At 74.6% G+C, this 21,232-nt stretch carries 17 protein-coding genes and 1 pseudogene; 8 read left to right on the top strand and 10 right to left on the bottom strand.

Features of this window, described 5'->3' with window-relative positions; translation table 11 throughout:
- Positions 1–17 precede the first annotated feature (17 nt).
- The 5 genes from LCD31_RS02250 to LCD31_RS02230 all read right to left on the bottom strand — a co-directional run bounded on the left by LCD31_RS02250 (position 18) and on the right by LCD31_RS02230 (position 6,226).
- Positions 18–1,370: a hypothetical protein gene (locus tag LCD31_RS02250; protein WP_224955727.1), complete on the bottom strand. Its 1,353-nt coding sequence runs from the start codon at positions 1,368–1,370 to the stop codon at positions 18–20.
- Between the two features lie 212 nt (positions 1,371–1,582).
- The gene (locus LCD31_RS02245; protein ID WP_224955726.1) at positions 1,583–2,428 is read right to left on the bottom strand and encodes a sugar phosphate isomerase/epimerase; all 846 of its coding nucleotides are present in this window, start codon (positions 2,426–2,428) and stop codon (positions 1,583–1,585) included.
- Positions 2,425–3,600: a dihydrodipicolinate synthase family protein gene (locus LCD31_RS02240; RefSeq protein WP_224955725.1), complete on the bottom strand. Its 1,176-nt coding sequence runs from the start codon at positions 3,598–3,600 to the stop codon at positions 2,425–2,427. Before LCD31_RS02240 ends, LCD31_RS02245 begins: the two co-directional genes overlap by 4 nt.
- Positions 3,597–4,748 carry a Gfo/Idh/MocA family protein gene (locus tag LCD31_RS02235; RefSeq protein ID WP_224955724.1) on the bottom strand — a complete coding sequence of 384 codons (1,152 nt, stop codon included), beginning with the start codon at positions 4,746–4,748 and terminating at the stop codon, positions 3,597–3,599. The genes LCD31_RS02240 and LCD31_RS02235 overlap by 4 nt, the downstream gene beginning before the upstream one ends.
- Before the next feature lie 461 nt (positions 4,749–5,209).
- Entirely contained in the window at positions 5,210–6,226 is a 1,017-nt protein-coding gene (locus tag LCD31_RS02230) for a LacI family DNA-binding transcriptional regulator (RefSeq protein ID WP_224955723.1), read from the bottom strand.
- Between the two features lie 130 nt (positions 6,227–6,356).
- On the opposite strand from LCD31_RS02230, the pseudogene LCD31_RS02225 reads away from it, so the two are divergent.
- Both LCD31_RS02225 and LCD31_RS02220 read left to right on the top strand, forming a co-directional pair.
- Positions 6,357–7,442: pseudogene (locus LCD31_RS02225) on the top strand (aminotransferase class V-fold PLP-dependent enzyme); the annotation flags it as partial.
- A gap of 346 nt (positions 7,443–7,788) precedes the next feature.
- The gene (locus tag LCD31_RS02220; protein ID WP_224955722.1) at positions 7,789–9,093 is read left to right on the top strand and encodes an amidase; all 1,305 of its coding nucleotides are present in this window, start codon (positions 7,789–7,791) and stop codon (positions 9,091–9,093) included.
- Positions 9,094–9,144: 51 nt separating this feature from the next.
- On the opposite strand, the gene LCD31_RS02215 is transcribed toward LCD31_RS02220, so the two are convergent.
- Complete coding sequence (locus tag LCD31_RS02215; protein ID WP_224955721.1) at positions 9,145–10,527, bottom strand: MFS transporter; 1,383 nt, start codon at positions 10,525–10,527, stop codon at positions 9,145–9,147.
- 274 nt (positions 10,528–10,801) lie between these two features.
- Between LCD31_RS02215 and LCD31_RS02210 the strand changes: the two genes are divergently transcribed.
- Together LCD31_RS02210 and LCD31_RS02205 are read left to right on the top strand one after the other, a co-directional pair.
- The gene (locus tag LCD31_RS02210) at positions 10,802–11,923 is read left to right on the top strand and encodes a Gfo/Idh/MocA family protein (protein ID WP_224955720.1); all 1,122 of its coding nucleotides are present in this window, start codon (positions 10,802–10,804) and stop codon (positions 11,921–11,923) included.
- Positions 11,920–12,750: a PmoA family protein gene (locus LCD31_RS02205; protein ID WP_224955719.1), complete on the top strand. Its 831-nt coding sequence runs from the start codon at positions 11,920–11,922 to the stop codon at positions 12,748–12,750. The genes LCD31_RS02210 and LCD31_RS02205 overlap by 4 nt, the downstream gene beginning before the upstream one ends.
- Positions 12,751–12,813: 63 nt before the next feature.
- Here LCD31_RS02205 and LCD31_RS02200 read toward each other — a convergent pair whose 3' ends face one another.
- Entirely contained in the window at positions 12,814–14,319 is a 1,506-nt protein-coding gene (locus LCD31_RS02200) for a glycerol-3-phosphate dehydrogenase/oxidase (RefSeq protein ID WP_224955718.1), read from the bottom strand.
- Positions 14,320–14,324: 5 nt separating this feature from the next.
- Positions 14,325–14,891, bottom strand: coding sequence for a TetR/AcrR family transcriptional regulator (locus tag LCD31_RS02195; protein WP_224955717.1), 567 nt, complete (start codon positions 14,889–14,891; stop codon positions 14,325–14,327).
- A 17-nt stretch (positions 14,892–14,908) separates the two neighbouring features.
- On the opposite strand from LCD31_RS02195, the gene LCD31_RS02190 reads away from it, so the two are divergent.
- Complete coding sequence (locus LCD31_RS02190; RefSeq protein WP_224955716.1) at positions 14,909–16,510, top strand: FAD-binding oxidoreductase; 1,602 nt, start codon at positions 14,909–14,911, stop codon at positions 16,508–16,510.
- The gene (locus LCD31_RS02185) at positions 16,507–17,385 is read left to right on the top strand and encodes a diacylglycerol kinase (RefSeq protein ID WP_224955715.1); all 879 of its coding nucleotides are present in this window, start codon (positions 16,507–16,509) and stop codon (positions 17,383–17,385) included. The genes LCD31_RS02190 and LCD31_RS02185 overlap by 4 nt, the downstream gene beginning before the upstream one ends.
- 1 nt (position 17,386) lies before the next feature.
- Here LCD31_RS02185 and LCD31_RS02180 read toward each other — a convergent pair whose 3' ends face one another.
- Positions 17,387–17,548 carry a hypothetical protein gene (locus tag LCD31_RS02180; protein WP_224955714.1) on the bottom strand — a complete coding sequence of 54 codons (162 nt, stop codon included), beginning with the start codon at positions 17,546–17,548 and terminating at the stop codon, positions 17,387–17,389.
- 819 nt (positions 17,549–18,367) lie between these two features.
- Here LCD31_RS02180 and LCD31_RS02175 point away from each other — a divergent pair.
- Positions 18,368–19,654 (top strand): MFS transporter, encoded by a 1,287-nt coding sequence (locus tag LCD31_RS02175; protein WP_224955713.1) that lies wholly within the window; start codon positions 18,368–18,370, stop codon positions 19,652–19,654.
- 6 nt (positions 19,655–19,660) lie between these two features.
- On the opposite strand, the gene LCD31_RS02170 is transcribed toward LCD31_RS02175, so the two are convergent.
- A complete protein-coding gene (locus LCD31_RS02170) occupies positions 19,661–19,843 on the bottom strand; it encodes a hypothetical protein (RefSeq protein ID WP_224955712.1) in 183 nt (60 codons plus the stop codon).
- A gap of 328 nt (positions 19,844–20,171) precedes the next feature.
- Here LCD31_RS02170 and LCD31_RS02165 point away from each other — a divergent pair, with 328 nt between their 5' ends.
- Complete coding sequence (locus LCD31_RS02165; protein WP_224955711.1) at positions 20,172–21,035, top strand: endo alpha-1,4 polygalactosaminidase; 864 nt, start codon at positions 20,172–20,174, stop codon at positions 21,033–21,035.
- Positions 21,036–21,232: the final 197 nt, after the last annotated feature.

Genomic DNA, 21,232 nt, shown 5'->3' with positions numbered 1-21,232 from the left:
GGGGAGGCGACCGTCGATCAGGACAGCAATTTGCTGTTCCGGATGCGCGGGCGGATCGCCAGCAACGCCCCGCTCGCATCCATGTGCACGAGGCCGGTCTTCCCCCACTCGATGTGGGCCTTCTTCGCGTTGCGACGCCAGGCCGCCAGCGCGGCCGGGATGCCCGCCTCGTGGTCGTCGATGAGCCCGTCGCTCAAGCGCTGGTACTGATCGGCGAGCAGCGCCGAGTACACCTCCACCCGTTCACCGTTGAGCCGGAACACCTGATCCGTTCCCACGAACGGCATGCCGCCAAGCGTGATGCGGGCATCGCCCTGCATCCCGGGAACCGCGGCGGAGGCGGTCGTTCCGAGCCGCGTGCGCTGGCGTTCGGTCAGCAGGTCTCGGGCCGCCGCCCGGTTGCCCGCGAAGGTGAGCAGGGATGCTGCACTGGTCCGGAGCAGGAGGCGAGCGAGCCAATCGTGCCGGTCGTCCCGAACCGCGAACCCCTGTCGCTGGGTTCGTTCGCCGTTCACGGTCGTGGTGATCAAGGGGAGGATGGCGTCGTCCTCCGCGGGGACGGACGGGTCCGGAACCGTGAGCACGCCGTTGCCTTCGGCGGCCAGCAGCCGGATTCCGATGCCGTCGCGGCGCAGCCAAGTGGCGGTCATCAGACCGGGGAAGGGGGCTCCGCGCAGATCGGATTCGCCGAGGACCAGGCCGTGCACGCGGCGGGCGGACTGCGCGAGGGCGGTCGGCGTGGGATCGGTCTTGTTGTGCGACCCCCGGGCATCGATGGCGATGACGCGGACCGGCGCACCGGGTTTGCGCCCGACCAGCAGGTGGTTCGGCCTCGTCGCGCTCGTGCCCGCGGCCGGTCTGTCGGTGCCCGAACCGCAGAACGCCGTCAACACCAGTTCGGAGTCGAGGGCGTCGAACCGGTATCCGGGGAACTGCTCCCGCAAGATCTGCTGGGCGGCCGCCAGGCCGAACGCGGTCCCGAGGTCGCGAGCTTGAGCCCCCTTCCGGTGGTAGTTCAGGTCGTTTCCGTTGCTGCTCAGCTGCATCTCGTCCTGCGCCGTCGAATCGAGCGCCGTGACGTAGCGGAGGCAGTCCCAGTGTTGCGCCACCGCGCGAGCGGAGCCCTGCCCGGCGAGCGCGACGGTTCGGGCGAACGTGTGCAGCACTTGCCAGGGCGTGAGCTCCACGTGGTGGCCGTGCTGCACCGGGACGAGTGTCCTCGGCCGGGCGTGCGGTGCGCGGCCCTTCTTGATGAGGTCTTGATCGAGCTTGCTGGCGCGATTGCTCGCCCGGTTGCTGAGGGACGACGTCGACTCGAGCATGACGTCCGCTTTCCGGCCTAGTTTCTTGAGCGCGACGTGTGCCTTCACGCACCCTCCACAACATCGTGATCAGCAGGACCGCACCCAACTCACCACACCGCCCGCCCCGTTGTCGGCGTCCGTTCGGTTGACGTTCGGAGCAATGGTTTCCGCAGGTGAGCGGTCCTCCGATCGGCGCAGGGTTGCTGCATCCGGGACGGTCGCGGCACGCCGCGGTAGCGCACCGCGAGGGGCCGGTGCGCCGGAAGCAGGACGGTGGTTCAGCCGCCGAGGTGGGGGAGGACGAGTTCGCGGTAGCGGGCGGTCATGGTGGCGAGGACGTGGTCGCCGGGGGTGGCCCAGACGTCGGCGTTGAAGATCTCCACCTCGACGTCGCCGGAGTAGCCGGTGGCGGCGACGAGCCGGGTGAGCTCCGCGAAGTCGATCACGCCGTCGCCCATCATGCCGCGGGACAGCAGCGGATCCGGCGCGATCGGGAGCAGGAAGTCGCACACCTGGTAGGCGGCGATGCGGCCTTCGCGCCCGGCGCGGGCGATGCTCACCGCCAGCCGCGGGTCCCAGAACACGTGGAAGCAGTCCACCACGACGGCGACCGCGTCCGCCGGGTGCGGTGCCGCCAGGTCCAGCGCCTGCTCCAGGGTGGAGAGCACGGCCCGGTCGGCGGCGTACATCGGGTGCAGCGCCTCCAGCGCCAGCCGCACCCCGTGCTCGCGGGCGACCGGGACCAGCTCGGCGATCCGGTCCGCGACCCGCGCCCGCGCGTCCGCGAGCCCGCGTTCCCCGGCCGGGACTCCGCCGACCACGACGACCAGCACGTCGGTGCCGAGCGCGGCGGCCTCGGCGATCGCGGCCCGGTTGTCGGCCAGCGCCGCGCGCGCCCCGGCCGGGTCTGCGGCGGTGAGGAAACCGCCTCGGCACAGGCTGGAGACCCGCAAACCCGCGTCCCGCACGACCTTCGCGGCGCTCGCCACTCCCACTTCGGCGACGCGGTCGCGCCACAGCCCCACGGCGGGCAGTCCGGCGCGGGCCGCGCCGTCCACCGCCTCGCGCAGCGTCCACCGCTTCGTCGTCGCCGTGTTCAGCGACAGCCGGGACGGCTCGGTCACGCCACCACCCCGCTCACCAGCAGGAAGGACCGCATCCGCGCGGCCGCCAGGTCCGGGTCGGCCAGCAGGCCCGCCCGGTCGGCGAGCCGGAACACCTCCGCCAGGTGCGGGACCGAGCGGCCCGCGTGCAGCCCGCCGGCCATCGCGAAGCCCGGCTGGTGCCCGTTGAGCCAGGACAGGAACGCGATCCCGGTCTTGTAGTGGAACGTCGGACGCTCGAACACCGCGCGCGCCAACGGTTCCGTGCCGTCCAGGATGGACCTCGCGGTGCTCGGGTCGTCCCGGTCGAGGGCTTGGATCGCGGCCGAGGCGGCCGGGTGGATCGCCGCGAAGATCCCCAGCAGCGCGTCCGAATGCCCGGTGTCGTCGCCGACGACGAGCCCCGAGTAGTGGAAGTCGTCCCCGGTGTAGAGGCGCACCCCCGGCGGCAGCGCCCGGCGCAGCGCGACCTCGTGCTCGGCGTCGAGCAGCGAGACCTTCACCCCGTCCACCTTCTCCGGCCGCTCCCGGACGATCCGCAGGAACGCCTCGGTCGCCGCCGCCACGTCCGAGCCGCCCCAGTACCCGGCCAGCAGCGGATCGAACATCGGTCCCAGCCAGTGCAGGATCACCGGCGCGTCGGCTTCGGCCAGCAGCGTGCCGTAGACCTCGGCGTAGTCGTCGGCCGAGCGCGCCACCGCGGCCAGCGCGCGGGAGGCCATCACGATCGCCACGGCACCGCTGCCCGTCACGAGCGCCAGCTGCTCCCGGTAGGCGCGCAGCACCACGTCGAGCCCGGCCCGCCCGGACGGCAGCACGGTGAGGTCGAGCTGGTCGGTGCCGGCGCCGGCCGCGATCGCACCGCCGCAGGACCGCGCCTCCGCCGTGGACCGGCGCACCAGTTCGGCCGCCTGCGCCCAGCCGACGCCCGCGCCGCGCTGCGCGGTGTCCATCGCCTCGGCGACCCCGAGCCCGCTCGCCCAGATCCGGTGCCGGGCCGCCAGCGTCGCCTCCCAGTCGACGTCGGCGGGGGCGCCGGGCACGTTCTCGCCCAGCACCCGAGGTACCACGTGCGCGGCCGCGTACGCGACGCGGGAGCGCAGCGGGCCGTCCGGTCTCGGCCAGTCCCGCGGCGCGCCGAGCTCGTGCTCGACCAGTCGTCCGTCCGCGGTCGGCAGCGCCAGCGCGGTCACAGGACCACCTCGTCGAGCTCGACGCGGCGGCCTTCGCGGGAGGACGCCAACCCGGCCTCGGCGAGCCGCAACCCGCGCACCCCGGCCAGGAAGTCGTACGGGTGCTCGCCGTCGTCGTGCAGGTGGCGGACGAACTGCTCCCACTGCGCCCGGAAACCGTTGGTGGGCCGGCCGTCGTCGGGCACCTCCGGCCACTGCTCGCGGAACGGCGTCGCCTCCACCAGGTCCGGGTTCCACACCGGGGCGGGGGTGTGCGCGCGGTGCTGCGCGCGGCAGCGGTGCAGCCCGGCGACCGCGCTGCCGTGCGTGCCGTCGACGTGGAACTCGACCAGCTCGTCGCGGTGCACCCGCGTCGCCCACGAGGAGTTCAGCTGCGCCACGACACCACCGGTGAGTTCGAAGGTGGCGTAGGCGGCGTCGTCGGCGGTAGCGGCGTAGCCGCGTCCCTGCTCGTCCCAGCGCCGCGGGATGTGCGTGACGACCCGGGCGGTGACCGCCTCGACCCGGCCGAACAGGTTCTCCAGCAGGTAGTTCCAGTGCGGGAACATGTCGGTGGTGATGCCGCCGCCGTCCTCGGCGCGGTAGTTCCAGCTCGGCCGTTGCGCCGGGCGCAGGTCGCCCTCGAACACCCAGTAGCCGAACTCGCCGCGCACGGACAGGATCCGCCCGAAGAACCCGGATTCCACCAGCCGCCGCAGCTTCAGCAGGCCCGGCAGGTAGAGCTTGTCGTGCACCACTCCGGCGCGGATGCCCGCGTCGCGCGCCGCGCGGGCGAGCCGCAGCGCGCCGGGGACGTCCGCGGCGATGGGCTTCTCGGTGTAGACGTGCTTGCCGGCGGCGATCGCCCTGGTGATGGCCGCTTCGCGCGCGGAGGTGACCTGCGCGTCGAAGTAGAGCCGGTCGTCGTCCTCGGACAGCGCGGTGTCCAGATCCGTCGTCCAGCGGTCCAGGTCGTGGCGCGCGGCGAGCTCGGCGAGCTTCGCCGGATCGCGGCCGACGAGGATCGGGTCGAGCCGCACCCGGGTGCCGTCGGAGAGCGGCACCCCGCCTTGCTCTCGGAGGTCGAGGATCGACCGGACCAGGTGCTGCCGGTATCCCATCCTGCCGGTGACGCCGTTCATCACGACGCCCAGCCTTCGCTCGGTCATGCGGTACCGCCCCTCTGGAAAGCGCTTACCGGAACGGTAAGCGCAACAGGGGGTCCGGAACAAGACACATTGGAAAGCGCTTCCCGTGGCTGCCCGCCGACTGCCCCGGGCGGGCGGGCCACGGCGCTCCCGGCCCGATGGTCCGCGCGGTCGCCGGTGTCGCCGATGCCGCAGGTGGGCCACCGCCTGGTTCGCGGGACCGGACGAACGGGACACCCGTCCGACGCGCCCGGCCCGAGGGTCCGCCCGGTCGCCGCACGGACCACGGGCGAGCGGCCGGTCTGTCAGATGGCGCCGGGCGGATCCGTCGCGCGCCTGGCGCGGGTGCGCGGACCACGAACGGCGTCCGCTCGTCGTGGGTGCGCGGGCCGCTCGCCAGGCCGGGCCAACGGGCGCTCACCCGGCGTGGGCGCTCAAGTGGCTGCCCTCCACCGGGGAGGCGGGTGCGCCTCGGCGGCCGGTCAGCGCCCGGGAGTGCTCTCGCGGAGCACGACCTCGCCGCGCACCTTGCGGCGGCGGGCCTTCTCCGCGTCCTCGCCCAGCACCAGGTCCAGCGCCATCCGGCCCATCTCCGCCAGCGGCAGCCGGACCGTGGTCAACCCGGGGGTGACGTCGCGCAACGTCGAGATGTCGTCGAACCCGGCCACCGCGACGTCCTGCGGCACCCGCACGCCGCGCTCCCGGCAGGCCGCCATCGCGCCCAGCGCCATCAGGTCGTTGATCGCGAACACGACGTCGACGTCCGGGTGCTCGTCCAGCACCCGGTGCATCGCCCGGGAACCCCCGTCGCGGCTGAACTCCTCGGCCGCGCACACCGGCTCCCCGCTCGCCGATCTCCGCCACCAGGTGAGGAAACCGTCCCGCCGGTCCCGCGAGACCAGCAGCCGCTCCGGCCCGGTGAGCACCGCGGGCCGCCGGTAGCCGAGTTCGGCGAGCCGCGCCGCCAGGTCCTGGGCGCCGCGCCGGTTGTCCACCACCACGGTGTCCACCGGCAGCCGCGGTTCGCTGATCGCGGCGACCCGGCCTCCGGCCGCGGTGAACGGCTCCACGTGCGCGGCGAGTTCCCGCAGGTGGGCCCGGTCGTTGATCCGGCTGCCCGCCAGCACGATCGCCCGGCCGCGCTGGCGGCGCAGCGCGGCCAGCAGCTCCAGCTCCCGCTCGGGCCTGCCGCCGGTGCTGCACAGCATCACCAGCAGCCCGTGCTCCTCGGCGGCGGTGGCCAGCCCGGCGGCGATGGTGGAGAAGTAGGGGTCGGCGATGTCGTTGACCAGCAGCCCCACCAGGTCCGTGGAGCCCTTGGCCATCGACTGCGCCTGCGCGTTCGGGGTGTAGCCGAGCCGCGCGGCGGCGGCCAGCGTCCGGTCGTGCAGCTCGGCCCGCACGACCCGCTCGCTGCCGTTGAGGGCGCGGGAGGCCGTGGCGAGGGAGACCCCCGCTTCCTTGGCGACGTCGGTCAAGGTCGCTGCTCGTGCGGCCACCAGGCATCGCTCCTTCCCGGGAATGCGTATTCCGAGGATAGCGCCCGGTACGTCCGGTGGGGGACCGCGCTGCGCCGGGCGCGCGTCCCAGGTGGACCGGAGGCCGGTTCGGGGCGGTAGTTTCGCCGCCATGCCGCTGCCGCAGGACTACCTCGACCAGTTCACCGAGAGCGCCGGATACCTGGACTTCGCCCGGTTCGGCCCGCCCTCGCGCGCGGTGCGCGAGGCCTCGGCGCGGCTGCTGGAGCGGGCCGCCACCGCTGATCATTCCACAGTGGACGACCTGATGCGGGCGGACGCCGATGCCCGCTCCCGCGCCGGTCGGCTGTGCGGGATCTCCGCCGAGCAGGTGGTCCTGCAGCCCAACACGAGCACCGCGCTGTTCCAGGCGGCCTTCGCCACCGGGGGAGTGGTGCTGGTCTCCGACGGCGAGTTCCCGGCGAACACCTACCCGTGGTCCCGGGCCGCGGAGGCCGGGCGCGTCGAGGTGCGCCGGCTGCGCCCACCGGACGGGCTGGTCACTCCGGAGGTGGTGCGCGCCGGGCTCGACGCCGAGGTCACCACCGTCGCGGTGAGCGCGGTGGATTTCCGCACCGGCCACCGGGCCGACCTCGCCGGGATCCGCGAGGTGATCGGGGACCGGCTGCTGGTGGTCGACGGCATCCAGGCGTTCGGCGTGGTCGAGGCGGACTGGGCGACGGCGGACGTGCTCGTCGCGGGCGGGCAGAAGTGGCTGCGCGCCGGGTGGGGGACCGGGTTCGCCGCGCTCGCGCTGCGCGCGCTGGACCCGGCCGACCCGCTGCTGTCCGGCTGGACCGGCGCGCGGGATCCGGGGCGGTTCGACGGGGAGGTGCGGGAACCGGTGCCGGGCGCCGAGTCCTGGTCTCTCACGAACCTGAGCCCGGTGTCGGCCGGAGCGCTGGCCGCCGCCCTCGACCTGGTGGAGCGGGCCGGGGTCGCGCGGATCGAGGCCCGCATCGCCGAGCGCGTCGGCGAGCTCGCGGAGGCGCTGCGCTCGGCGGGCGCGCGGATCACCTCGGCGGCGCCGCCGCGCAGCGGGATCCTCACCTTCGACGTGCCCGGCCGCCCGGCCCGCGAGGTCGCCGCGGACCTGGCCGCCGCGGGCATCGCCGCCACCGGCCGGGCGGAGCACGTCCGCCTCTCCCCGCACGCCTCCACTTCCGCGGACGCGGTGCGGCAGGTCGCGGCGGTGTTGCGCGGGCGCTGACCCGAGGCGCCTTCCCGCAAAAGTCAGACGTTTCGCATCGCTGGTTCAGGCGCCGTACGGGTTATCGTTCGGCGCCGCTTCGGCTTGTGCCCGTTGCGATGGTCGGCCGCGTCGATCCGGGCGATCGGTCCGATCAGGTACGGCAGACGACGGCACTAGCAAATGTCAGATGTATTGCTTCCGCGGTCGGTGAGCCAGCATACTTCGGCCCGGCCGGGGTGAAGCAGCTCGCACTCCGGGCTCGCGGGGTCGGCCCGCACCACGCGATGGTGCCGATGGCCGAGGCCGACACGATCGGCGCCCACCTGCCGACTGCGACGTGAGGAGAGGTGCCGTGGGAGCGGTTCGAGATCGGGTGCGGGCGGGGCTGGACCGGGCGGCGGCAGAGAACCCGCGGCTGCGCGCGCTGATCAGCACCAGGGACGAGGCGGCGCTGCGCGAAGCCGACGAGCTGGACGCCGCCGGCGGCGAACCCGGCCCGCTGCACGGGCTCACCACCACGATCAAGGACAACATCGACGTGGCCGGCGTGCCGACCACCGCGGGCACCCGGCACCACGCCACCGGCCCGGCCGCGGCCGACGCGACGGTGACCCGGCTGCTGCGCGCCGCGGGCGCGGTCGTGCTCGGCAAGGCCAACCTCGCCGAGTTCGCGCTGGGCGTGGTCGGGCGCAACGCGACCTTCGGCGACTGCCGCAACGCGCTCGACGAGTCGCGGATCTCCGGCGGCTCCAGCAGCGGTTCCGCGGTGTCGGTGGCGGCCGGGATGTGCGCGGCCTCGCTGGGCACCGACACCGGCGGCTCCGGCCGGGTCCCGGCCGCCGTCAACGGGATCGTCGGGGTGCGGCCCACCCTGGGGCGGGTCTCGGGCGCGGGCGTGTTCCCGGTGAGCACCTCCTTCGACACCGTCACCCCGATCGCCCGCGACGTGCGCACCGCCGCGGCGGTGCTCGCGGTCCTCGACGCCTGGGACCCGGCCGACCCGAGCTCGGTGCGCGCCGAGCGGGTCCCGGTGCGGTCCGCGCTGGCCGACGGCGCGGCCGGGCTGCGGGTGGGGGTGCCGGTGAACTTCTTCTTCGACGACGTGGATCCGGGCGTCGCCGCGGTCGTCCGGACCGCGATCCGCTCGCTCGGCCGCGCCTGCGGGCCGGTGCGGGAGGTGCGGGTGCCGGGCGCGGAACTCGCCCAGCAGCGGATGCTCGACGTGCTGTACCCGGAGGCCGCCGCCGTGCACGCCGACCGGGTGCGGGACCGGCCGGGGACGATCGATCCCGACGTGCTGCGCCGGATCCGCCTCGGCCACGACGTGCCGCCGGAGCGCCGCGAGCGGAGCCGGGAGTGGCGCCGCGACTTCCAGCGCGGCGTGCACGCGCTGTTCGCGGACGTCGACGTGCTGGTCACGCCGACGATCCCGGTGGACGTGCCGCGGCGGGACGCCGTCGACCTCGCCGACTCCACCCGGTCCATCGCGCGGTTCACCTACGCGTGGTCGATGTACGGCGGGCCCGCGGTCAGCGTGCCGTGCGGCGTGCACCCGGGATCGGGCATGCCGGTCGGGCTCCAGCTGACCGCGGCGCCGTGGTGCGACCACCTCGCGCTGCGCGCCGCCCTGGTCGCCGAGGAGTGCCTCGCGCCCTGACCACCGCCGGTGGACGGCCCACCCGGCCGGTGCGGCGGTCCGTCCGCCCGGTCAGCGGGAGTGGGCGCGGAGCCGGTCGAACTCCTCCTTCGGCAGCGGCCGGGCGTCCTTCGCCCCCAGGTCGGCCAGCGGGATGCGGTGCGTCTCCCGCGCCGACCAGGCCGCCACCGCGCCGAGGACGGTGATGCCGAAGCACAGCGACCCCACCACGAGCGGGACGTTCGCCGACCCGGGAGGGGCGAGCAGCGCGAAGGTGCTCGGCAGGAACGCGGTGATCGCCAGCCCGAGGTTCTGCGCGATGGCGAACCCGGTGACCCGGGTGCGGGCCGGGAACAGCTCCTGGAAGTAGCTCGCGAACGTCGCGTTCCACACCTGGTAGAACACTCCCCACGCCAGGATCGCCAGCACCACCGTCAGCAGCACGTTCCCCTGGCCCACCGACCACAGGTAGGCGTAGGACAACGACCCCGACCCGAGCGAACCGATGATCATCAGCGGCCGGCGGCCGAACCGGTCGGACAGGTTCGCGAACCACGGGATGAACAGCAGCGCCACCAGGTTCGCCACCACCGGGATCCACAGGTAGACGCTCTTGTCCATCTCGATGCCGTACCCGGGCTGGGTGGCGTAGGCGGCGCCGAACACCGACACGACCACGCCGATCACGTTCACCAGCGTCATGCAGGTCGCGCGCAGCACGTCCGCGCCGCTCTCGCGCAGCACCTGCACGATCGGCGCCCGCTGCGGGCGGCGCTGCTGCCGCTCCTCCTCGAACAGGGCGCTCTCGGCGACGCGGCGCCGGATCAGGTATCCGGCGAACACGACGACGGCGCTGAGCAGGAACGGTACCCGCCAGCCCCACGCGTCGAAGGCCTCGTCGCTGAGGAACGCCGACAGCGGCAGGAACATGGCGGCGGCGATGACCTGGCCGGCCTGGGTGCCGTGCAGGCTGAAGCTCGCGTAGTAGCCGCGCCTGCCGAACGGCGCCTGCTCCACGATCATGGCGCTGGCGCCGCTGAGTTCCCCGGCCACCGCGAATCCCTGCACGAACCGCAGCAGCACCAGCAGCACCGGCGCGAGCATCCCCACCTGGTGGTAGGTGGGCAGCAGCGCGACGGCGAACGTGGACAGGCCCATCAGTAGCATCGCCAGCACGAGCACGTTCTTGCGCCCCCGTCGGTCGCCCCAGTGCCCGAGCACCACGGCGCCGATGGGGCGGGCGACGTAGCCGACCGCGTAGGTGCCCAGCGAGGACACCAGCGCGACGGTGGGGTCGCCTTCGGGGAAGAAGATGGTGGGGAAGACGAGCGCGGCGGCCTGCGCGTAGACGAACCAGTCGTAGTACTCCAGCGCGCTGCCGATCCAGCCGCTGGCCGCCGCCTTCCGCGGCGTGCCGCGGGATTCGGCGGATCTGCCTCCGGTGTCGCTGCTCACGGGTGCCTCCTCGGCGTGCTGCGGTGACGTCGTTGTTCCGTTCAGCGGGGCGCAGGCCGCCATGCGGCCGAACCGGTCGAGGGATCGAGGCGGACGCAGTCTGGGTAAGCGCTTTCCAGATGGAACCGGCAGCGGGATTCGGTGTCAACACCCGGTTTTTCCCGCTGCTCGTCGCGGGCGATCCACATCGGCAACGATTTCGGAATGCGCTTTCCAGCGGCGTGCCGAGCTCGCTACGATGCGCACCGGTGACGCCCACTCGTGGTGAGGATCGATGACCCGGACGACGACGGTCCTGCTGGCCGGCCTGCACGGGCACGGCCGCTGGCACCTGCGGGAACTGCGGCGGCTGCACGGCACCGGCGTGCGGCTGGCCGGGGTCTGCGACCCGGTGCCGCCGACCGCGGCGGACCGGGAGCTGATCGGTGACGTGCCGGTGGGCGCCGAGCTCGGCCCGCTGTTGGCGCGGGTCCGGCCGGACGTGACGATCGTGTGCACCCCCATCCACACCCACGCCGCGCTCGCCGTGCTGGCCGCCGAATCCGGGTCGCACGTGCTGCTGGAGAAACCGCCCGCGCCGACGCTCGCCGAGTTCGACCGGCTCGTGGCCGACCTGGCGGGGACCGGGCGGGCTTGCCAGATCGGGTTCCAGAGCCTCGGCTCGCACGCCCTCGCGCACGCCCGCCGGCTGCTCGCCGAGGGCGCCGTCGGCGACGTCCTCGGGATCGGTGCGGCCGGGGCGTGGCGGCGCGACGCCGCCTACTACGCCCGCGCCCGCTGGGCCGGTCGCCGGACCCTGGACGGCATACCGGTCGTCGACGGCGCGCTCACCAACCCGTTCGCGCACGCCACCGCCACCGCGCTCGCCCTCGACGGCGGCGGGGACGAGCCGCCACGCGAATTGGAGGTCCGGTTGCACCGGGCGAACCCCATCGAAGCCGATGACACCTCCGGGCTGCGGATGATCACCGCGCGCGGCACCACCATCGTCGTCGCGGGCACGCTCTGCGCCGAGGGGGAGGTGGAGCCGCACGTGGTGGTGCACGGCAGCGGCGGCCGCCTCGTCCTCGAATACCGGACCGGCAGGCTGCGGCTCGAATCCGGCGGCGGCGTGCGGGAATCCGAGCACGGCACGACCGGACTGCTGGCCAACCTCGTGGCGCACGTCCGCGACCCGGCGGTCCCGCTGCTGGTCCCGCCCGCGGCCGCCCGGCCGTTCATGCGGGTGCTCGAAGCGGTGCGGCTCGCCCCCGAACCGCGCCCGATCCCGCACCGGATCGACCGCAGCGGGCCGCACCCGCGGTGCGTGGTGCCCGGCGCGGACGCGGCGGTCCTCCGCGCGGCGCACGAGCTCCGGCTGCTGTCCGAAGTGGACTTCACGGAGGTGGCCCGGTGATCGCGGACCTGCGGCTGGGCGGCGCCGTCGTCGCCGAGTACCACGGCGGTGCCGAACTGCCCGCGCACCTCGGCCCGCGCCCGCACCTGCACCCCGTCCGCACCCTGCGCGGCACCGAGGTGACCGCGGTGCGGCCCGCCGACCACCCGTGGCACCTCGGGTTCTCCCTCGCGGCGCAGGACGTGGACGGCTGGAACCTGTGGGGCGGTGCCACCTACCTGCGCGGCCGCGGCTACGTCCACCGCGCCGACCACGGGCGGATCGAGCACCTCGGCTTCGACGCGGTCCGCCCGAACGAGCTCCGGCAACGGCTGCGCTGGTGCGCGCCGGACGGGAGCCCGTTGCTCGACGAGCGGCGCCGGTTGTGGAGCCTTCCCGCGGCGGACGGGTGGGAGCTGGCGGTGCGCACCGAGCTCACCAACCCCACCGGGCGGGACGTGCGCATCGGCAGCCCCGCCACGAACGGCCGCTCCGGCGCCGGGTACGGCGGGTTCTTCTGGCGGCTGCCGGGCGATGGCGAGGCGTTCACCGCCGACGCCGCGGGCGAAGCGGAGGTGCACGGCAGCACCGCGCCCTGGCTCGCCTGGGCGGGGCGGGACCACACCCTGGTGTTCGCCGCCGCCGAACCCGACCCGTGGTTCGTGCGCACCCGCGACTACCCGGGCGTCGGGGCGCAGCTGGCGCCCCGGGAGCCCGTGGTCCTCACCCCCGGTGCCGTGCTGGTGCGCGGGCTGCGAGTCCTCGTCGCCGACGGGGAGCTGGACTGCGCCGCCGCGCGGCGGTGGGCCGAGACCGATCCGCGGGAGCGCGTTCCCGGATCGGGATGAGGGGTCGGGTTCCTCGCCGTGTGCGGCGGCGAGGAACCCGTCTCGGGCCGGGCGGCGCGGTGGTCAGCCGGCCCGGAGCGCCGCTTCGGCGGCCGGGACGGCCCGCTCCCGGTCCGCCGGGACCAGGCCGACCCGGGTGCGCCGGTCCAGCAGGTCGGCGACGTCGAGGGCTCCCTCATTGCGCACGGCGAAGCGGAGTTCGGCGGGCCGGAGGCCCAGGCCCGCGATCGGTTCCAGCAGTCGCGGATCGCCGTCGGCCGCCGCGACCACGGCGGGCGCCTCGGTGCCGTAGCGGGCGACCAGGTCCCGGGGAGCGTCCACTGCGGACAGCCGTGCCGCGGTGGCGGCGCCGATCAGCGGCAGGTTCCGGGTGCGGCAGGGGTTCCGCGCGATCGCGGCGGCGTCCACCGCGTCCTGCGCCATCTTCCGGTAGGTGGTCAGCTTCCCGCCGACCACGCTGGTCACCCCGTCCGGGCCGGTGCGCACCGCGTGCTCGCGGGAGAGGTCCGCGCTGGAGCCCTCCCCGCCGTCCAGCAGCGGGCGCAGCCCCGAGTAGGTGCCCAGCACCTCGTCCCGCCGGATCGGCCGCGCCAGCACCGAGTTCACCGTGTCCAGCAGGAACTCGACCTCCTGCTCGCTCGCGGTGGGCACGTCGGGGATCGGGCCGTGCTGCTCCTCGTCGGTGAGTCCGATGTAGACCCGGCCGTTCCCCGCGGGCAGCGCGAGTGCGAAGCGGTTCGAGGTTCCCGGGACCGGCACCGTCACCCCGGCGCCCAGACCGCCGAACAGCTCGTCGGAGACCACCAGGTGCGTTCCGCGGCTGGGCCGCAGCCGCAGGCCGGGCGCCACCTCGCCGGCCCACACCCCGGCCGCGTTGATCACGGAGCGGGCGCGCACCGCGATCTCCCCGCCACCGAGCCGGTCCCGCAGCACCGCGCCCTCGCCGGTGACCTGCTCGGCCGCGCAGCGGGTGAGCACCGTCGCGCCGTGCGCGGCGGCCGTGCGCGCGAGCCCGACGACCAGCCGCGCGTCGTCCACCAGCTGCCCGTCCCAGGACAGCAGACCGCCGCGCAACCGGTCGTGGCGGAGGGTGGGCACCATCCGCTTCGTCTCCACGCGGGAGACCCGGCGCGGCGCGGGCAGCGTCGACCCGGCGGTGCCGGAGCCGCGCCGCAGCAGGTCCCCGGCCACGAATCCGGCCCCGACCAGCGCGGCCCGCCCGGCGCCGATCCCGGCGACCAGCGGCAGCAGCTGCGGCAGCGGGCGCACCAGGTGCGGTGCCGTGCGTTCCATCAGCACCCGGCGTTCCACCGCGCTCTCGTAGGCGATGCCGACGTTGCCGGTTGCGAGGTAGCGCAATCCGCCGTGCACCAGCTTCGAGCTCCAGCGGCTGGTGCCGAACGCGAGGTCGTGCTTCTCGGCCAGCACCACGCGCAGCCCGCGGGAGGCGGCGTCCAGCGCGACTCCGGCGCCGGTCACCCCGCCTCCGACGACGAGCAGGTCCACCGAGGGGTTCTCGGCGAGCTCGGACAGTTCGCGGGTGCGGCGGGCGGCGTTCAGCGCGGTCATCGTTGTCACTCCTCGGGGCGCAGGTAGGCGTCGAGCGCGGCGCGCAGCTGCTCGTCGAGCCGGTCCGGTGGCAGCACGTCGGAGACGATGCGGGCGGAGACCACCGCGGACTGCACCTGCAGCAGCACCATCGCGGCGAGCTCGTCCGGATCGCCCGCGCGGATCGAGCCGTCCCGCTGCCCGTGCCGGATGGCGTGGGTGAGGACGTCGAGGATGCGGTGCTGGCTGGTGCCGAGCCGGTCGAACACGTAGGTGATCAGCAGTTCGGGATCGGTCTCCAGGACCTTCACGAACAGCGGGTGGTCGCGCACGGCGGAGGCGGTGCGCACGATCCGCTCGACGCCGTCGGCCCGCGATCCGTCCCCGGCGTCGGCGGGCAGCAGCGCGACGAGTTCGCGGGTGAGCAGGTCGGCCGAGAGCGTCCGCACGTCCGGCCAGCGGCGGTACACCGTCGGCCTGCTCACGCCCGCGCGGCGGGCGATCTCGGCGAGGGTGGTGCGGCGCATCCCGACGGCGAGCACGCATTGCGCGGCGGCGTCCAGGATCGCCTCGTCGTTACGACTTGACGTCATATGTAAAACTGTAACGCATGACTGAGCTTGAGCACCGCACCCCGGACCTGGCTTGGAACGCCTGGGGCACCGCCGACGCGGCGACCCCGGTGTCCGGCCAGGTGCGCGGCCTGCTGGAGGCGTTCCTCGGCGTCGAGCACCGCGACACGCCCTCGGTGGACCGTTCCGAAGTGCGCCTCGGCGAGACCCGGCTGCCCGCGGAGGCCCGGGCAGCCCTCGCCGGGATCGTCGGCGACGACGCGATCCGCACCGACGACGAGACCCGGCTGCTGCACTCCGGTGGCAAGAGCACGCCCGACCTGCTGCGCCGCCGCGCCGGCGACGCCGGGGCCGCACCGGACGCGGTGGTGCTGCCCGCGGACCACGACCAGGTGTGCGCGGTCCTCGGCCGCTGCGCCGAGCACCACATCGCGGTGGTCCCGTTCGGCGGTGGCACCAGCGTCGTCGGGGGAGTGGAACCCGAGCGCGGCGGCTTCACCTCGCTGATCTCGCTCGACCTGCGGCGGCTGGACCGGCTGGTGGCCGTCGACGCCGACTCGCGCACCGCGACCCTGCAGGCCGGGCTCCGCGGGCCCGAAGCGGAAGCGCTGCTGGTCGAGCACGGGTTCACCCTCGGGCACTTCCCGCAGAGCTTCGAGCACGCCAGCATCGGCGGCTTCGCCGCCACCCGCTCCTCCGGGCAGGCCTCGGCGGGCTACGGCCGGTTCGACGCCGCGGTGCTGCGGATGCGGGTCGCGACCCCGAGCGGCGAGCTCGACCTGGGCCGGGCGCCGGCTTCGGCGGCCGGACCGGACCTGCGGCAGCTGTTCCTCGGCTCGGAGGGCGCGTTCGGGATCATCACCGAGGTGACCGCCCGGGTGCACCCGCTGCCCGCCGAGGTCGAGTCCGAGGGCTGGTCGTTCCCCGACTTCGACGCGGGCTCGGCGGCGCTGCGACGGCTGGCGCAGGAGGAGGCGCTGCCCACCGTCGCGCGGCTGTCCGACGAGACCGAGACCTGGATCAACCTGTCCGCGGCGCACGACGTCGGAGAGGGCGGCGGCCCCGGCGGCTGCCTGCTGATCACCCGGTACGAGGGCGCGCGGGTGGCGGTGTCCGCGCGGGCGCGGGCGCTGCTGGCCGAGGCCGGTGGCGAACCGCTCGGTGCCGAACCCGCCGAGAGCTGGGCGCACGGCCGCTACCACGGCCCCTACCTGCGGGACGCGCTGCTGGACGTGAACGCGTTGGCCGAAACCCTCGAAACGGCGACCACCTGGTCCCGGCTGGCCGAGACCCGCGCCGCCGTGCAGGACGCCGTGACCGAGGCGCTGGCCGAGCAGGGCACGCCGCCGCTGGTGCTCTGCCACCTCTCGCACGTCTACCCGGCGGGCGCATCGCTGTACTTCACCGTCGTCTGCGCCCGCGCCGAGGACCCGGTGCGGCAGTGGCGGCGGGCGAAGGAGGCGGCGGGCACGGCGATCAGCCGGGTCGGGGCCACCATCACCCACCACCACGCGGTCGGCCTGGACCACCGGCCGTGGCTGGTGGACGAGATCGGGGAGCTCGGCGCGCAGGTGCTGCGGGCCGTGAAGTCCGCCGTCGACCCGGTCGGCGTGCTCAACCCCGGCAAGCTGATCCCGTGATCGACGAGGTCGCGCTGCTGGTCAACCCGCGCTCGGGGCAGGGCGGCGGCGCCGCGACCGCGGTGCGCGCGCTGCGCTTCCTGCGCGCCGCGGGGGTCTCGGTGCGGGTCCTGGTCGGCCGGGACGCGACCGAGGCGCAGGCGCTGGCCCACCGGGCCGTCGGCGCGGGAACCGGGGCGCTGGTGGCCTGCGGCGGTGACGGCATCGTCAACCTGGCGCTGCAGGCGGTGGCGGGCACCGGCACGCCGTTCGCGGTGATCCCGTCCGGGACCGGCAACGACCACGCCCGGATGCTCGGCGTCCCGCGGCACGACCCGATCGCGGCGGCGCGCGTGCTGCTGGACGGGGTGGGGGGGGCGATCGACCTCGGGCGCGCCGGGGACCGCTGGTTCGGCACCGTGTTCGCCGGTGGTTTCGACGCGAAGGTCACCGAGCGCACCAACCGGTTGCGCTGGCCGCGCGGGAAGCTGCGCTACAACCTCGCGCTGGTGGCCGAGCTGGCGGCGCTGCGGCCGCTGCACTACGAGCTGGAGCTCGACGGGGAACGGGTGTCCACCAGCGGTGTCCTGGTGGCGGTCGGCAACGGCGCCAGCTACGGCGGCGGCATGCGGGTCTGCCCGGGCGCGGTACCCGACGACGGGCTGTTCGACGTCACCGTCCTCGGTGCGGTTCCGCTGGCCCGGCTGGTGCGGCTGCTGCCGAGGATCTACCCGGGCACGCACGTCGCGCGGCCGGAGGTCACGACCTACCGGGCGCGGCGGGTGCGGCTGTCCGCCCCGGACGTCGTCGGGTACGCCGACGGCGAGCGGTTCGCGCCGCTGCCGCTGGTGTGCGAGTGCGTCCCGCGCGCCGCGACCGCGCTGGTCCCGTCCTGACCTAGTTCCAGCGCTGGTCCTGCGGTTCCGGCTTGTCGTCGGTCTTGAAGTTGCGCCGCAGCGAGACGCTGACCAGCTTCTCCAGCAGGGAGACGGCCTGACCCAGCCGGTCGTCCGGCAGCTTGTCGACCAGTTCGTGCAGCAGAGTTCGTTCTTCCCTCACGAGCGAGAGGGTAAGGGACGGAGATCGTCTCATTCGCAGCGGTACCGGGTTCGTCGTCGCCGGTCCGCGCCGCCTCCGCGCCACTGTGGCCGGTCGCGGACGCGGCGGCTGATGACCGCGTCGGGGAAAACGCCTGCTTGACGAGTCAAGTTGTCCCAGCGGGGCGGGTCCTGCCGCAGGTGGACCGCAGTGCGGCCCGGAACCCGCCCCGCGGGTCCACTGTGGAACTTGATCGATCTCCGGGCGCGCGCGGTCGCGGACGCCGGGGTGCGGGAGGTGGCGGCGGAACCGTCGCCCGGTGCACCGGGAACGAGTGGCGCGTTCCGCGTTGTGCGGCCTTTTCCGGCGGGCGGGAAGAATGCGTCCGGAATGCGGTTCGCGATGCATCGGCGCGAATATCCAGCGTCCTGGAAACGTTGTCGCGATGCGCGATGCAGACGATCTGAGCTGCGACGATGATTTCCCGCGCGGGTGCGACGATATCCGTTCTCCCGCCCCCATCTCAATTCTCCGCGATCGTTGATCCGAGGGTGTGACATTCCTGGATCAGGACTTCCGCCGCGGTTAACGTGAAGCGGCGCGCGGCGGCGATCAGCAGCGGCATTCCTCGATCCCGACCGGGAACGCCGACCGACCCGGAATCGGCGGACGCCCGACCGCGCCCTGGAACAGGCCCGACGGCGCCGTCGCGGCCCACCATCACCCGGGCCCCACCGCACCGCGTCGTGACCTCCCGCCGAGGCCCGGGGACGGACCGCCGCACCGGATCCGCGAGGCGCCACCGGTGCGCGGCGGAACACCGGTGACCGGAGGAGACCGATGCAGCAGGCGAACCGGCCCGGCACCGCGGAACCACCGCGCCGGGCGGGATCCCGCGCGTTCCTCACCGCGATGGTCGTCGACACCATCGGCGCCGGGGTGTGGGTGACGTTCTCGCTGCTGTACTTCACCGAAGGGCGCGGCATCCCGCTGTCGGCGGCCGGAGCCGCGCTCAGCACCGGATCGGTGGCCGCGCTCGTCCTCGGCGGGCTCGCCGCCGGCAGCTTCGCCGACCGCGTCGGGCCCTACCCGGCGGCGGTGCTGAGCTGCGCGATCCGCGCGCTGGTGTTCCCCGCCTACCTGTGGGCCGACGGCCCGGCGCAGGTGGTGGCGATCGCGTTCGGGGTCAGCCTCGGCGACCGGCTCTACTGGGCCGCGCACGGCGGGCTCGTCGCGGGCATCACCTCCGACGAGCAGGCGCGGCGGCGGTTCTTCGCGCTGCTCAACAGCTTGCGCACGATGGGGCTCGGCCTGGGCGCCCTCGCCGTCGCCGTCGGCGCCGCGCTGGAGCGCTGGTTCGGCCCGGCGTTCTGGACGGCGATCCCGCTGCTCAACGCCGCCGGGTTCGCGTTCGCGGGCGTGCTGTTCTGGCGCCTCGGCACGCGGTTCCCCCGGCACCGGGGCACGACGGCGGTGGAGACCGGCGGCTACCGCGGGGTGTTCGCGAACCGGCGGTTCCTGGCGTTCACCGGCGCCACCCTCGCGCTCACCCTCGCCAGCGTCGCGTTCGAATCGATCCTGCCGATCTACCTGCGCTGGCTGGGCATGCCGCTGTGGTTGCCGCCGGTGGCCTACGTGCTGTCCTGCCTGGCGATCCCGGCGTTCCAGCCCGTCGCGCTGCGGTGGGGGAGCGGCCGGGCGCCGATGCGGCTGATGGCGCGGTCCGCGGTGCTCATCGCCGCCGGACTCGCCGGGTTCCTGCTGCTCGTCGGCCGCGACGTGCCGACCGCGGCGCTGCTGATGGTGGTGCTGGTCCTGGTGTTCAGCCTCGGCGAGGCGCTGTTCGGCGCCGTGGCGATGGTCATCGTCCTCGACTTCGCCGGTGGGTCCGCCGCCGGTCGCTACGGCGCCTGCTACCAGCTGGTGTGGGGAGTGGCGGGTGCGGTCGGTCCCGGGCTGAACACCGTGCTGTTCGCGGTGTCCGGCACCGCGCCGTGGCTGGTGCTGGCGGTCGCGCTGCTGGCCGCCGCCTTCGTCTACCGGCACCTGGACCGCACCGCGCCCCCGGGACCCGACCGATCCCGGGGGCGAGCGGTCGCGCGCCCGCGCCGCGCGCGGGCGAGGTGAGCGGGGTCAGAGACCGTGCCGGACCAGCCCCGCGATCTCCAGCGGGGCCACGATCGCCAGCGCCGCCGCGATCTCGGTCCGGCCGAACCTGGCGATCAGCAGGTCCAGCTCGACCGCCGCCACCTCCGGGTCCCGCGGCGCCTGCTCGTCCACCAGCCAGCGAACCCGGTCGACCAATTCCTCGTGCATCGCACACTCCCTGCGTCGTCGATGGGGCGAGCAGTGGGACCGGGGGCGCCGCTCCCCATGACGCGACCCCGACCCGCGCCCACCCTTCGAGTGGAGTCAGGACCGATTCCTTGACCGGCAGGGCGAAATCTGCGACATCGGCCGCGCGGACCTCCCGGTTGGGCCGAACGGGCGACGGCGGCACGGCCCGCTCGTCCGGGCGGCGGGGCGCCGGTGCGGCGTTCACCGGCTGCGGTTCGACCGAGCCGGACGGCCCGCCCGCCCGATCTATGCTGATCTCCGGCGTCGCGGTGACCAGCACCGCGCCTGCGGTGGAGGAGTGGGTCGGATGAGCTGCGTTCCGGTGGCCAAGCGGTGTGCGGTGCTGGGCGCGGCGGTGCTCGCGGTCCTCGCCTGCGGGACCGGACCGGAGCGGGTGGCGGTGCGCGCGGTCGCCGCTGAAACCCCCACCGGCCCCGCCCGCACCGCACCCCCGGTCGGCGGCGTGCACGACTACCAGCTCGGCGGCGCCTACCCGCCGCCCGCCGGAGTCACCGTCGTGACCAGGGACAGCACCGCGGAACCGGCGCCCGGGCTGCACAACATCTGCTACGTCAACGGTTTCCAGACCCAGCCCGCCGACCGCGAGCTGTGGCTGGAGCAGCGGCGCGACCTGGTGCTCTCCGGGCCGGACGGGGAACCGGTGGTCGACCCGGGCTGGCCGGACGAGCTCCTGCTGGACACCTCCACCGAGCAGCACCGCACCCGGCTCGCCGAGATCATCGGCGGCACCGTGGCCGACTGCGCCACCCGCGGCTTCGACTCGGTGGAACTGGACAACCTCGACTCCTACACCCGCTCCGACGGCGCGCTCGACGCCGACGACAACCTCGCGTTCGCCGGGCTGCTGGTCGACGCCGCCCACCGCGCGGGCCTCGCCGTGGCGCAGAAGAACGCGGCCGAGCTCAGCACCCGCGGCAAGGACGAGGTCGGCTACGACTTCGCCATCACCGAGAGCTGCCACCGCTGGGAGGAGTGCGCGGACTACGCCGAGCACTACGGCGGCGCGGTGCTCGACGTCGGCTGCGGCGACGACCTCCGCGGCACCTTCCCCGACGTCTGCGCCGACCCGGCCACCCCCGCCACCACCACCCTGCGCGACCACGACCTCGTGCCGCCCACCGACCCCGCCCACGTCTTCGACCACTGCTGAGCGGGCCCGGTGCTCCCGTCGCGGCGCGGGAGCACGCGGTGGTGCGGGATCGTCGCGGCTCGGGCTGGGCCCTCCGGGCGGAGTCCGCGGCGGTGCCGGGCGAGTAGTGGTGAAACGGCGGCCCCGCGGGGGGGGGGGGGGGGGGGGGGGGGCGCGGCGCCCCCGACGGGCCGGGCCGACCCCCGGCCCCGGCGGCG

The organism is Saccharopolyspora sp. 6M, assembly GCF_020176775.1.
Lineage (GTDB): Bacteria > Actinomycetota > Actinomycetes > Mycobacteriales > Pseudonocardiaceae > Saccharopolyspora_C > Saccharopolyspora_C gregorii.
Note: the sequence above shows the minus strand (reverse complement) of the source record. Positions and strands in the feature narration are given on the sequence as shown.